Here is a 12731-nt window from a genome sequence, read left to right on the forward strand (position 1 = left end):
ATCCGAGGGAGCGAATGCGGTTCGCTCCCGTAGCGGAAACAAGAACGGCCGGTGCGAAACACCGGCCGTTCTTGTTTGTTGCGAAGGCGTCGTCGGAGGCTTACATCCCCTGGTAGATCGGCCCCTCGCCGCCTTGAGGAACGACCCAGTTGATGTTCTGGGTGGGGTCCTTGATATCGCAGGTCTTGCAGTGGACGCAGTTCTGGGCGTTGATCTGCAGGCGTGGGTTGTCGCCTTCTTCGCTGCGCACGATCTCATACACGCCGGCCGGACAGTAACGCTGCTCGGGAGCGTCGTACTTGGCCAGGTTGATGGCGATCGGCACCGAGGCGTCCTTCAGCTGCAGGTGGCAGGGCTCGTCTTCCTCGTGGTTGGTGTTGGACAGGAACACCGACGAGAGGCGGTCGAAAGTCAGTTTGCCATCCGGCTTCGGGTAGGCGATCGGCTGGCACTCGGCGGCCGGACGCAGCGTCGTGTGGTCGGCGTGGTTGTGCAGCGTCCACGGCACGTTGCCGCCAAAGAGCTTCTGCTCGGCGCCGAACAGGAAGGAGCCGAGCCACAGGCCCTTCTTCATGTAGGGCTTGAAGTTGCGGGTCTTGTGCAGCTCCGCGTGCAGCCAGCTGGCCTTGAAGCGCTCCGGGAAGGCGCTCAGTTCGTCCTGGGTGCGGCCGGCGGCAAGGGCCTCGAAGGCAGCCTCGGCGGCCAGCATGCCGGACTTCATGGCCGCATGGCTGCCCTTGATGCGCGCCGCGTTGAGGAAGCCCGCGTCGTCGCCGATCAGCGCGCCGCCGGGGAAGACCAGCTTGGGTTGGCTCTGCAGGCCGCCGGCAGCAATCGCGCGCGCGCCGTAAGCCAGGCGCTTGCCGCCTTCGAGGAACTGGCGGATCTCCGGGTGCGTCTTGTAGCGCTGGAACTCCTCGAAAGGCGACAGATAGGGGTTGGTGTAGTTGAGGCCGACCACGTAGCCGACCGACACCAGGTTGCCTTCCAGGTGGTAGCAGAAGCCGCCGCCGTAGGTGGCCGTATCCATCGGCCAGCCGGCCGTATGCACGACGAGGCCCGGCACGTGCTGGCCGGCGGGGATCTCCCACAGCTCCTTGAGGCCGATGCCGTAAGTCTGCGGGTCGACGCCGTCGCGCAGCGAGAACTTCGCTTCGAGCTGCTTGCCCAGGTGGCCGCGGCAGCCTTCGGCGAAGAGGGTGTACTTGGCGCGCAGCTCCATGCCGGGCTGGAAGTTCGGGCCCTGGCTACCGTCCTTGAGCACGCCCATGTCGCCGGTGATCACGCCAGCGACGGCACCGTTGTCGTCGAGCAGCAACTCGGCGCCGGCAAAGCCCGGATAGACCTCGACGCCCAGCGCCTCGGCCTGCTCACCGAGCCACTTGGCCAGATTGCCCAGACGCACGATGTAGTTGCCTTCGTTGTGGAAGGCCTCCGGCAGCAGGCCGTTGGGGATCTGGCGTCCGCCGTTTTCCGACAGGAAGATCACCCGGTCTTCCGAGACCGGCGTGTTGAGCGGCGCGCCCATCGCCTTCCAGTCGGGGAAGAGTTCGTTGAGCGCGCGCGGATCGATGACCGCGCCGGACAGGATGTGGGCGCCGATCTCGGCGGCCTTCTCGATCAGGCACACCGAAAAATCCTGGCCTTTTTCAGCGGCCAGTTGCTTGAGCCTGATCGCCGCCGACAAGCCCGCCGGGCCGCCGCCTACGATCAGGACGTCGAATTCCATGGAATCGCGTTCCATTGCTGCCTCCTCCTGAGAGCCGTTCGATTTGTTGTGGTGTGTAACCGTAAACCGCGAAGCGTAACCCGCCCGCCAGACGCCGGGCAATCCCGGAATGGGCAAATACGGGGCTTTCGCAGCATACGGTACCGTATGTTACATTGACCCGGCTGATTTCGGCGAGCCGCTTGTTTGGCTGCACGGATCACGAGAGCCCATAATCAATCAAACCGGAGACAGAAGAGCCATGAGTACCGACATCCCCGCAGAAGCCCCCTCGCGCAAGCTGTTGCTGACGACCCGGATCCCGGTGCGCTGGGGGGATATGGATTACTACGGCCATGTGAACAACACCGTCTATTTCCGCTACTTCGAACAGGCCCGGGTCGAATGGCTGGAGGCCGAAGGCTTCGTGGTGAGCCCGCAGGCCGAGGCTGGTGCTGTCATCATCAATGCCAGTTGTACCTTCCTCGTGCCGGTCAATTATCCGGCGACTGTCGTCGTGCGCCTTTATGCCGGCGAGCCGGGCCGGAGTAGCGTGATGACCTGGTACGAATTATATGTCGAGGGCGAGGACCGGCTGTATGCGGAGGGCGCCGCCAAGGTGGTGTGGATGGATCCGCGCACAGGCAAGTCGGTGCCGATTCCCGATGCGCTGCGCGCTAAGGTAAGCTGATCCGGCCCGCATAAGAAAAACGAGGAGAGACATCATGAGCTATACGTCGGCTGATCGCCCGCTGTGGGCCCCGGATGCGGAGCGGGTTGCCGCGGCCAACATTACCGTCTTTGCGAAGGCTGCCGAGCAGCGCTGGGGGCGAAAACTCACCGATTACGCCGCCTTGCACGCCTGGTCGATCGACGAGCCCGAAGAGTTCTGGACTTCCGTCTGGGAGCTTGGCGAGCTGCGCGGCGAGAAAGGCGCGGTGGTGCTTGAGGAGGGCGGCCAGATGCCCGGTGCGCGCTGGTTTCCCGAGGCGCGCCTCAATTTTGCCGAGAACCTGCTGCGTAGCCGCGACGAGAGCGATGCGCTGGTGTTCTGGGGCGAAGACAAGGTCAAGAATCGCCTGACCCATGCCGACCTGTATCGCCAGGTGGCGCGTTTCGCGGCAGCGCTGCGGGAAATGGGCGTGGTGGAGGGGGATCGTGTCGCGGCATGGATGCCCAATCTGCCGGAAACCCTGGTGGCCATGCTGGCTGCGGCGAGCATCGGGGCGATCTTCTCGTCGGCATCGCCGGATTTCGGCGTGCAGGGCGTGCTGGACCGTTTCGGCCAGATCGAGCCGAAGGTGTTGATTGCCGTCGATGGCTACTACTACAACGGGAAGGTGGTGGACTGCCTGGATCGCCTGGCGGAGATCACCGCCGGTCTGCCTTCGGTGAAGCGGGTGGCGGTGGTGCCCTACGTGCATGCCAAGCATGACCTGAGCCAGGTGCCCCACGCCCGTTTGCTGCCTGAATTCGTCAAGCCCTTCCAGGCGGTGACCGAGATTGCGTTTGCGCGGCTGCCTTTCGCCCATCCGTTGTTCGTCATGTACTCGTCCGGCACGACCGGTGTGCCCAAGTGCATCGTCCATTGCGCCGGCGGCGTCCTACTGCAGCACATCAAGGAGCATCGCCTGCATGGCGACGTGAAGCCCGGCGACCGGCTCTTCTACTTCACCACCTGCGGCTGGATGATGTGGAACTGGCTGGTGTCGGGGCTGGCGTCCGGCGCAACCCTGCTGCTGTACGACGGTTCGCCGATGCTCGGCAACGGCTCGATTCTCTTCGACTACGCCCAGGCCGAAGGCATGACCCATTTCGGCACGTCGGCAAAATTCATCGACGGAATTGCCAAGGCCGGTCTCAAGCCCCGGGAAACCCATGACCTGAGCCGTCTGCGGGCGATGTTCTCGACCGGCAGCCCGCTGGTGCCGGAGGGCTTCGAATACGTGTATCGGGACATCAAGGCGGACCTGTGCCTGTCTTCCATCTCGGGCGGAACGGACATCGTTTCCTGTTTCGTTCTCGGCAATCCGGCACTGCCGGTGTGGCCGGGCGAGATCCAGTGCAAGGGGCTCGGCATGGCCGTGGACGTGTTCGACGATGGCGGTCGTCCGGTGCGCGGCGAAAAGGGTGAGCTGGTGTGCGTACGCCCGTTCCCCGTGATGCCCATCGGCTTCTGGAACGACCCGGATGGCAGCAAGTACAAGGCGGCCTACTTCGAGCGTTTCGACAACGTGTGGTGTCATGGGGACTATTCCGAGATCACCGCCCATGACGGCCTTGTCATCTATGGTCGTTCCGATGCCACCCTCAATCCGGGCGGTGTGCGCATCGGCACGGCGGAGATCTATCGCCAGGTCGAGAAGCTCGACGAGGTGATCGAGGCGCTGGTGATCGGCCAGGAGTGGCCGCCGGAGAATCCGACCGACGTGCGGGTAGTGCTCTTCGTCAAGTTGCGGGAAGGGCTGCAGCTCGACGACGGGTTGATCGACCGCATCCGCCGCACGATTCGCGACAACACCACGCCGCGCCACGTGCCGGCGAGGGTGGTGCGGGTCGATGACATTCCGCGCACCAAGAGCGGCAAGATCGTCGAACTGGCCGTGCGTGCGGTGGTGCATGAACGGCCGGTGAAGAACGTCGAGGCCCTGGCCAATCCGGCGGCGCTGGAGCAGTTCCGGAGCCGTCCGGAACTGCAGTCCTGAGGAGGGCGGGATGCTGATGACCGCGGACAAATCGGTTCTGCTGGTCGTGGACGTGCAGGAGCGGCTGCTCCCGGCGATCCACGACGGCGAAGTCATTCTCGCCAACTGCGTCTGGCTGGCCGGTGTGGCGCGTCGCTTGCGGGTGCCGGTGGTGGTTTCCGAGCAATACCCGGTGGGACTGGGGCCGACGGCAGCGCCCTTGAAGGCCGTGCTCGACGGGGCGCATTGCGTCGACAAGACCCATTTCTCGTGCGTCTCGGATGGCTGTCTTGGCGGGACGGAGGTCGAGGCGCGACGGCAGGTGATCGTCGTCGGTACCGAGGCCCATGTCTGTGTCCAGCAGACGGTGCTCGAACTACGCTGGCAGGGCAAGGAGGTCTTCGTTGTGGCCGACGCGGTGGGGTCCCGCAAGCCGCCCGACAAAGAACTGGCGTTGGCGCGCATGCGTGCTCACGGGGTGGAGATCGTGAGCCGGGAAATGGTGGCTTTCGAATGGCTGAAGCGGAGCGCGACGGCCCAGTTCCGGGAGATCAACCGGGATTTCATCCGGGATAACTGAGGCCGGATTGAGGCGAAATCAAGGCGGGAACAGGGGGCGCCGGACGGTTCTGCGCCCCCTGTTCCCGGGGGCGAGGCGGTCGTACCGATTGAAGAGAAGGGGCCTGATCGGCTATCATTCCCCTTTCCAGTAGTCCCCCCGTGTCATGACCAAATACGTCTTTGTTACCGGTGGTGTCGTGTCCTCTCTGGGCAAAGGCATCGCCGCCGCCTCTCTCGGGGCAATTCTCGAGTCCCGGGGCATCAAGGTTACGCACCTCAAGCTCGACCCCTACATCAACGTTGACCCGGGCACGATGAGCCCCTTCCAGCACGGTGAAGTCTTCGTGACCGAAGACGGCGCCGAAACCGACCTGGATCTGGGCCACTACGAGCGCTTTACCAGCGCCAAGATGAGCAAGCGCAACAACTTCACCACCGGCCAGATCTACGAGGCGGTGATCAAGAAGGAACGGCGCGGCGAATATCTCGGCAAGACCGTGCAGGTCATCCCCCACATCACTGACGAGATCAAGACCTACGTCAAGCGTGGCGCCGAAGGTGCCGACGTGGCGATCGTCGAGGTGGGCGGTACCGTCGGCGACATCGAATCCCTGCCGTTCCTCGAAGCCATCCGCCAGATGGGTATCGAGGAAGGCCGCCAGGGCACCTGTTTCATCCACCTCACGCTGCTGCCCTACATCCCGACGGCCGGCGAGCTGAAGACCAAGCCGACCCAGCACTCCGTCAAGGAGCTGCGTGAAATCGGCATCCAGCCCGACATCCTGCTGTGCCGCGCCGACCGTCCGGTGCCGGCCGACGAGCGCCGCAAGATCGCGCTGTTCTGCAACGTGATGCCGGAAGCGGTCATCGAGTGCCTTGACGCCGACTCGATCTACAGCATCCCGGGCATGCTGCACGACCAGATGCTCGACGAGATCGTCTGCCACAAGCTGGGCATCCTGGCCCGCGCGGCGGATCTGTCGGTGTGGGAGCGCCTTGTCCACGCGCTGAAGAACCCGCAGCACAACATCGACGTCGCCTTCGTCGGAAAATACGTGGATCTGACCGAGTCCTACAAGTCGCTGATCGAGGCACTCAACCATGCGGGGATGCATACCCTCAGCAAGGTGAACATCCACTACATCGACTCCGAAGACATCGAGAAGGACGGCTGTGGCGTGCTCAAGAGCATGGACGCCATCCTCGTGCCGGGCGGCTTCGGCCGGCGCGGTACCGAAGGCAAGATCGCAGCGATCCGCTACGCCCGCGAGAACAAGGTTCCCTATCTGGGCATCTGTCTCGGCATGCAGCTGGCGGTTGTCGAGTTCGCCCGTGCTGTGGCCGGCATGAATGGCGCCCACAGTACGGAGTTCGACAAGCACACCGATTACCCGGTCATCGGCCTGATCACCGAGTGGCTGGACGCGTCCGGCAAGGTCGAGAAGCGTGGTGAGGATTCCGATCTCGGCGGCACCATGCGGCTGGGCGGCCAGGTCTGCAATCTTGTCGAAGGCTCTCTGGCCCGCGAGATCTACGGCAACGCCGATGTCACCGAGCGTCACCGCCATCGCTACGAGGTCAACAACACGCTGCTCGCCAAGCTTGAAGAGCAGGGCCTGCGCGTTGCCGGCCGTGCGCCGGGCACCGATCTGTGCGAGATGATCGAATTGCCGTCCGACGTGCACCCGTGGTTCGTCGGCTGCCAGTTCCACCCGGAGTTCACCTCCAATCCGCGTAACGGCCACCCGCTGTTCACCGCCTTCGTGAAGGCTGCGCTGGCTCATCAGCGCGCTGCCTGAAAGGACGCCCCATGAAACTCTGCGGTTTCGATGTCGGTATCGACAAGCCTTTCTTCCTGATCGCCGGACCCTGTGTCATCGAGTCTCGCGAGATGGCGCTGGAAACGGCTGTCCAGTTGAAGGAGATTTGTACCGAACTGGCGATCCCCTTCATCTACAAATCCAGCTACGACAAAGCCAACCGCAGTTCCGGCAAGTCGTACCGAGGGCTGGGGATGGAGAAGGGGCTGGCGATCCTGGCCGAAGTCCGCGAGAAGGTCGGTGTGCCCGTGCTCACCGACGTGCATGCCGAGCATGAGATTGCCGATGTGGCCGCCGCCGTCGACGTGCTGCAGACGCCGGCCTTCCTGTGTCGCCAGACGGATTTCATCCACGCCGTGGCGGCGTCCGGCAAGCCGGTGAACATCAAGAAGGGCCAGTTTCTGGCGCCCGGCGACATGAAGAACGTCGTCGACAAGGCGCGTGAGGCGAACGGCGGGGCGGACACCATCATGGTCTGCGAGCGCGGTGCGTCCTTCGGCTACAACAATCTGGTGTCCGACATGCGCTCGCTGGCGATCATGCGCGAGACGGGCTGTCCGGTGGTGTTCGATGCAACCCACTCGGTGCAACTGCCCGGCGGGCAGGGCACCGTCTCCGGCGGGCAGCGGGAGTTCGTGCCGGTGCTGGCGCGGGCAGCCGTGGCGGTCGGTATCTCCGGCCTGTTCATGGAAACCCACCCCGATCCCGCCAAGGCGTTTTCCGATGGCCCGAATGCCTGGCCGCTGCCCAGGATGAAGGCGCTGCTGGCGACGTTGAAGGGCATCGATGCACTCGTCAAGGGGCAGGGCTTCGAAGAGCTGCGCGCCTGATAGCGCAATTATTGCTTTGTCATTTCCGGTTTTCCGGCTCGAGACGGTATCATTGCCACCGGTTTCAATTCAGTAAATAAGAGAGGAAGTTAATGAGCGCCATTGTTGATGTCATTGCCCGCGAGGTTCTCGATTCCCGCGGCAATCCCACCGTAGAAGCCGATGTGCTGCTGGAATCCGGCGTGCTGGGGCGTGCGGCTGTTCCGTCTGGCGCCTCCACCGGTTCCCGTGAAGCGATCGAGCTGCGCGATGGCGATGCCGGCCGCTACCTGGGCAAGGGCGTGCTGCAGGCGGTCGAAAACGTCAACACGGAAATCTCCGAAGCGCTCATCGGCCTGGATGCTGAAGAGCAGGCCTTCATCGACAAGACCCTGATCGACCTCGACGGCACCGACAACAAGTCCCGCCTGGGCGCCAATGCGATGCTGGCCGTTTCCATGGCCGTGGCCAAGGCTGCTGCCGAAGAAGCCGGCCTGCCCCTGTACCGCTACTTCGGTGGCTCCGGCGGCATGTCCCTGCCGGTGCCGATGATGAACGTCATCAACGGCGGCGCCCACGCCAACAACTCGCTGGACATCCAGGAATGCATGATCATGCCGGTTGGCGCCAAGAGCTTCCGCGAAGCCCTGCGTGCCGGCGCGGAGATCTTCCATCATCTGAAGAAGATCACCGACAAGAAGGGCTACCCGACCACCGTTGGCGACGAAGGCGGCTTCGCCCCCAACGTCTCCGGTACCGAAGAAGCCCTCAACCTGATCCTCGAAGCCACGTCCAACGCCGGCTACGAGCCGGGCAGCGACATCGTGCTGGCCCTCGACTGTGCCGCTTCCGAGTTCTACAAGAACGGCAAGTACGAACTCGTGGGTGAAGGCCTGTCCCTCACCGCCGAAGGCTTCACCGACTACCTCGCCACGCTGACCGACAAGTTCCCGATCATCTCGATCGAGGACGGCATGGCCGAAGGCGACTGGGCGGGCTGGAAGCTGCTGACCGAGCGCCTCGGCAAGCGTGTGCAGATCGTCGGCGACGACCTTTTCGTCACCAACACCCGCATCCTGAAGGAAGGCATCGACAAGGGTATCGCCAACTCGATCCTCATCAAGATCAACCAGATCGGCACCTTGACCGAGACCTTCGCCGCTGTTGAAATGGCCAAGCGCGCCGGTTACACCGCAGTGATCTCCCACCGTTCCGGTGAAACCGAGGACTCCACGATCGCCGACATCGCCGTTGGTCTCAACGCGATGCAGATCAAGACCGGTTCGCTGTCCCGTTCCGACCGTATCTCCAAGTACAACCAGCTGCTGCGCATCGAGGAAGATCTCGGCGAAACCGCCTTCTACCCGGGCCTCTCCGCGTTCTACAACCTGCGTTCCCGTTAATCATCCTTCTCTTGCCCGGCTGTGCAACGCAGCCGGGCATGTTCTCCCATGCGCTGGCCAGCCATTGTTCTCGTTCTTCTGGTAGTTGCCCTGCAGTATCCCTTGTGGATCGGCAAGGGAGGTTGGCTGCGTGTCTGGGAGGTCGAGCAACAGCTTGCCGCCCAGCGGGACGGTAATCGCAAGCTGGAGCAGCGCAATACCGGCCTCGAAGCTGAAGTGCGCGATCTGAAATCCGGTTACGAAGCTGTGGAAGAACGTGCCCGCTTCGAACTGGGTCTGACCAAGCCGGACGAGATCTTCGTCCAGACCCCGCCCTCAAAGTAAGAGCAGCTCTCGCGTTCTGGCCGGAATACGGCCGCCCGGGACGCGGTTTTCACTGCGTTCTGTGCGCGGGATGATTGCTGCTGCCTGCGTGAGCGCCCACGACGCCGCACGCGAATACCTCAGTTGCGCTGGTAGAGCCGGAAGATCTCCGTCTTCCGTCCTCCACCCAGACGGCGTTGCCAGATGGGCGTCCACTCGTCCTTGGATACGCTTGGTGAGCTGCTTGCAGTGCTGTAGGTGAGTAGCAGGTTACAGTGCTCCTCGCTACGGTAGCGCACGGTCCGGATGCCCGAGAAGTAGTCCAGTGCTGCCCGTTGGGTGTCGCCGAGGCCGGCACGTTTCACGCAGTCGTAGCTGCGTCCATTCAGCGTTCTGGCCAGATCGCTTGCCACGGGCTGGTAGTTCTTGGTGTAGACGAACCAGGGTTGCCACAGCGTGACGGCCAGACACCACAGCAAGGTCAGGCCCAATGCCCAGTTGGTGGTGCCGCGCATTGGGCCGCGGCGCGTCAGGACTGGGAGCAGTAGCAGGGCTGCGCTCAGGATGGCACCGATGACGGCGCCGCCAACGATGGACTCCTCTGGAAAGTCGGGGGCAATGCGGGCGACCTGGCGGGCCAGCCCCGGCGGCCAGCCGAAGTGCAGCGCGCTCCATCCCAGCCAGACCAGCAGGCCGAAGAAAATGAAGGTCGTGACGCCGAACCAGTCGAAGGCATTGGCGGCGCCGCGGCGGAGGCTTCCGACGCCAAAGGCAGCCAGCAGGCACAGGGGCGGCAGGATGGGCAGCATGTTGGCCGGCCGGATGCTGCCGGTGAGCGCCGTGAACAGGATTGCCAGCAGGCTGGCCAGGATCGGCAGCGTCAGCTGTGGAGTGCCCAGCCGCAATTGCTGGCGGTTGCGCCACACCGCCCAGCCGGCGATAGGCCACAAGGGCCAGGAGAACCAGCCGAGCAGCTGGATCAGCTTGTTGAAGGCCGCCAGATTGCTCAGGTGGGGGCGAATGCTTGCGTACTCGTCGTGCCACCAGAGCGGGATTTCGCCCGGATGATTGAGGGTGACGGCGCCCAGCCAGAGGCCGGCAATTGCGGCGGTGATGGCTAGGCTCAGCAGCGTGCCGAGGATTCCGGTGCGGCAGCGATGGGATGGGCAGAGCACGGGGCTCAGGGCTACCAGCGGGGTCGTGAGTACGAGGCCGGAGAGGCCGCCGGCGAGGAAGGCGATGGCGCTGCCGATGCCGGTCTGCAGGGCTGCCCGCCAGGGTCGCTCGGTTTGTTCGGCAAGGCCGGCGTAGCACAGTGCCATGCCGGCAAGCTGGGCCAGGATGGGCTGGGTCTCATGGGCATGCACGACGAGGCCGAGGGCGCCGAGACCGAGCAGGATCGCCGACGCAAAGCTGTTGGGGCCGTACATGCGACGGGCGGCCAGCCCGGTCCAGTACAGGGTTGCTGCGGTGAACACGCTGCTGGCGAGCCGTGCCGCATCGTGGACCGGGAGCGTGTTGCCGAACAGCCAGGCCAATCCGGCGCCCAGCCAGTAATACAGCGGTGGATTTTCCCGATAGATCTCGCCGGCGATCTCCGGCAGCAGCCAGGTGCCGTGGTTCAGGATGGAATGAATAGGCCCCAGGTGGGTGAGGTCATCACCCCGCCAGGGCAGGTGCCCGGTCGTGCCGACCAGCAGGTAGATGGCGAGGAGCGCGACCAACGCCCATCCTTGCAGCGGGGTTGGCAGGGAAAAGCGTGGGCTGGCGTCGGGCATGGGGCGGAAAGACAGGTTTCTTTGCAGGCAATAAAAAAAGGCAGCCGCAGCTGCCTTTTTCGGGTGTTACCGATAAAACGCGGTAATTAGCCCAGGCGCTGAACGGAACCGTACTTCTGACGGAAGCGCTCGACACGACCAGCGGTGTCAACGATCTTCTGCTTGCCAGTGTAGAACGGATGGCAGGCGGAGCAGACTTCCACGTGGTATTGGGGCTTGCCCATGGTGGAACGGGTCATGAAGACGTGGCCGCAGGAGCAGGTCACTTGCACTTCGGTGTATTTAGGATGGGTATCGGCTTTCATCGCGGGTCCTTTGTGTAGTACGTGGGTGGTGAATTTGGCCACCCGGAAGCTGACCATTCTGAACTATTTCAGTGTCTTGTGCAAGATTGCCGCGGGCTTACAGGAAGCGGGCGACGAAAGCGCCGACGCTGTCCGGCGGGAGCGGCAACCATGCCCGGTGGTCGCTCCCGGGCACGCGCTGGATCTCGGTGCCATCGGCGCTCAGCAAGCGGGTGACGCCGACTTCCCGATTGCCGTTCGGATGGATCAGTTCCAGGCGATCTCCGACGGCGAAGGCGTTCTTGGATGCGATCTCGGCCAGGCCCCGCTCACTGTCGTAGCCAACGACATCACCGACATAGAGGCTGCGGTTCGATTCCGAGTGGCCACGCAGGTAGTTCTGGGTTTCGTGGGGCGTATGGCGTCGGTAGAAGCCGTCCGTATAGCCGCGGTTGGCGAGGCCTTCGAGTTGGCCGAGCAAGACCGGGTCGAGGCCGCGACCGGCGACGGCGTCGTCGATGGCCTGGCGGTAGGCCTGACAGGTGCGCGCAACGTAGTAGGGGCTTTTCGTGCGGCCCTCGATCTTGAAGGAGTCGATGCCGATCTCGGTGAGGCGCTGGACGTGCTCGATGGCGCGCAGGTCCTTGGAGTTCAGGATGTAGGTGCCATGTTCGTCCTCTTCGATGGGCATGTACTCGCCAGGACGTTTGTGCGGCTCTTCGAGCAGATGGACGTCGCCGGTGCCGCAACTCTTGGCTTCGTGGGTCTTGAAATCCCAGCGGCAGGAGTTGGTGCAGCTGCCCTGGTTGGGATCCCGATGGTTGAAGTAGCCCGACAGCAGGCAGCGCCCGGAATAGGCGATGCACAGTGCGCCGTGGATGAAGACCTCCAGTTCGGTGTCGGGGCAGTCCTGACGGATGCTGGCTATCTCATCGAGGGATAGTTCGCGGGACAGGATGACCCGCGAGATGCCGGCCATCTTCCAGAAGCGCACGGCAGCCGCGTTGACGGTGTTGGCCTGCACCGACAGGTGAACCGGCATGTCGGGGAAATTCTCGCGGACCATCAGGATCAGGCCGGGGTCCGACATGATCAGGGCGTCGGGCTTGAGGGCGATGACCGGTGCGATGTCCTTGATGAAGGTCTTGATCTTGGCCCCGTGGGGATAGATGTTGGCGACCACGTAAAAGCGCTTGCCGAGCGTGCGGGCACGCTGGATGCCGTCGGCGAGGACCGGCAGGTCGCCGAAGTCGTTGTTGCGCACGCGCAGGGAATAGCGCGGTTGACCGGCGTAAATGGCGTCGGCGCCAAACGCGAAGGCGGTGTCGAGCATGGCCAGCGAGCCGGCCGGTGCGAGGAGTTCCGGGTGTTTCTGAGGCAT

General features: G+C 63.7%; 11 protein-coding genes. 7 read left to right on the plus strand and 4 right to left on the minus strand.

Annotated features, from left to right (window positions below; all coding sequences use genetic code 11):
* Positions 1–100 precede the first annotated feature (100 nt).
* Positions 101–1744 carry an electron transfer flavoprotein-ubiquinone oxidoreductase gene (locus tag AC3QL2_RS21265; protein ID WP_493240300.1) on the minus strand — a complete coding sequence of 548 codons (1644 nt, stop codon included), beginning with the start codon at positions 1742–1744 and terminating at the stop codon, positions 101–103.
* A gap of 226 nt (positions 1745–1970) precedes the next feature.
* On the opposite strand from AC3QL2_RS21265, the gene AC3QL2_RS21270 reads away from it, so the two are divergent.
* From AC3QL2_RS21270 to ftsB, 7 genes are all read left to right on the plus strand, one after another.
* Positions 1971–2399, plus strand: coding sequence for an acyl-CoA thioesterase (locus AC3QL2_RS21270; RefSeq protein WP_493232316.1), 429 nt, complete (start codon positions 1971–1973; stop codon positions 2397–2399).
* A gap of 34 nt (positions 2400–2433) precedes the next feature.
* Positions 2434–4413 carry an acetoacetate--CoA ligase gene (locus tag AC3QL2_RS21275; RefSeq protein ID WP_493232317.1) on the plus strand — a complete coding sequence of 660 codons (1980 nt, stop codon included), beginning with the start codon at positions 2434–2436 and terminating at the stop codon, positions 4411–4413.
* Between the two features lie 10 nt (positions 4414–4423).
* On the plus strand, positions 4424–4972 hold the full coding sequence (locus tag AC3QL2_RS21280; RefSeq protein ID WP_493232318.1) for a hydrolase: 549 nt from the start codon (positions 4424–4426) through the stop codon (positions 4970–4972).
* Between the two features lie 145 nt (positions 4973–5117).
* Complete coding sequence (gene pyrG / locus AC3QL2_RS21285) at positions 5118–6752, plus strand: CTP synthase (RefSeq protein ID WP_493232319.1); 1635 nt, start codon at positions 5118–5120, stop codon at positions 6750–6752.
* An 11-nt stretch (positions 6753–6763) separates the two neighbouring features.
* Positions 6764–7603 (plus strand): 3-deoxy-8-phosphooctulonate synthase, encoded by an 840-nt coding sequence (gene kdsA, locus AC3QL2_RS21290; RefSeq protein WP_493232320.1) that lies wholly within the window; start codon positions 6764–6766, stop codon positions 7601–7603.
* A 92-nt stretch (positions 7604–7695) separates the two neighbouring features.
* Positions 7696–8985 (plus strand): phosphopyruvate hydratase, encoded by a 1290-nt coding sequence (gene eno, locus AC3QL2_RS21295; protein ID WP_493232321.1) that lies wholly within the window; start codon positions 7696–7698, stop codon positions 8983–8985.
* A gap of 48 nt (positions 8986–9033) precedes the next feature.
* Positions 9034–9309 carry a cell division protein FtsB gene (ftsB, locus tag AC3QL2_RS21300; protein ID WP_493232322.1) on the plus strand — a complete coding sequence of 92 codons (276 nt, stop codon included), beginning with the start codon at positions 9034–9036 and terminating at the stop codon, positions 9307–9309.
* Between the two features lie 119 nt (positions 9310–9428).
* Here the strand turns inward: ftsB and AC3QL2_RS21305 are convergent, their stop codons facing one another.
* The 3 genes from AC3QL2_RS21305 to AC3QL2_RS21315 all read right to left on the minus strand — a co-directional run bounded on the left by AC3QL2_RS21305 (position 9429) and on the right by AC3QL2_RS21315 (position 12731).
* Positions 9429–11012, minus strand: a complete 1584-nt coding sequence (locus AC3QL2_RS21305) for an ArnT family glycosyltransferase (RefSeq protein WP_493232323.1) — start codon at positions 11010–11012, stop codon at positions 9429–9431.
* Positions 11013–11152: 140 nt separating this feature from the next.
* Positions 11153–11371, minus strand: a complete 219-nt coding sequence (gene rpmE, locus AC3QL2_RS21310) for a 50S ribosomal protein L31 (RefSeq protein WP_493232324.1) — start codon at positions 11369–11371, stop codon at positions 11153–11155.
* A 97-nt stretch (positions 11372–11468) separates the two neighbouring features.
* The gene (locus AC3QL2_RS21315) at positions 11469–12731 is read right to left on the minus strand and encodes a peptidase U32 family protein (protein WP_493232325.1); all 1263 of its coding nucleotides are present in this window, start codon (positions 12729–12731) and stop codon (positions 11469–11471) included.

The organism is Zoogloea sp. GW822-FHT05C07, assembly GCF_058800215.1.